Raw genomic sequence first — 304 nt, 5'->3', positions numbered from 1 at the left:
GGGCAGGTTGATCCGTTCGAATGCTAAAGAAGTAGAAGATCTTGCTAACCACAATGACATTCACCATCATTGTAGTGGCGTTGATGGCATCAGCTCCTTGGGCAATGAACCATTGGTAACCGATAAGGGCGAAGATCGCCATCAAGGCGGCTACGTAGCCCATTTGGATTAAATCGTGGCGGTTCATCAACCGCTGATCCATTGGTCGTGGCTGCCGTTCCATGATCCCATCTTCAGCTTTCTCAAAGACGAAGGCAAATTGGATGGTAATAGCAGCGATTAGGTTAATCCATAATAACTGAGC

General features: G+C 47.4%; 1 protein-coding gene. It reads right to left on the bottom strand.

The window, feature by feature from the left end; all coding sequences use genetic code 11:
- Positions 1-289, bottom strand: a 289-nt coding sequence (locus tag ACFIK0_RS09445) for a cation transporting ATPase C-terminal domain-containing protein (protein ID WP_375663916.1), incomplete at its 3' end; no start/stop codon positions are given.
- Positions 290-304: the final 15 nt, after the last annotated feature.

Source organism: Bartonella sp. CL63NXGY, assembly GCF_042194905.1.
GTDB lineage: Bacteria > Pseudomonadota > Alphaproteobacteria > Rhizobiales > Rhizobiaceae > Bartonella.
Note: the sequence above shows the minus strand (reverse complement) of the source record. Positions and strands in the feature narration are given on the sequence as shown.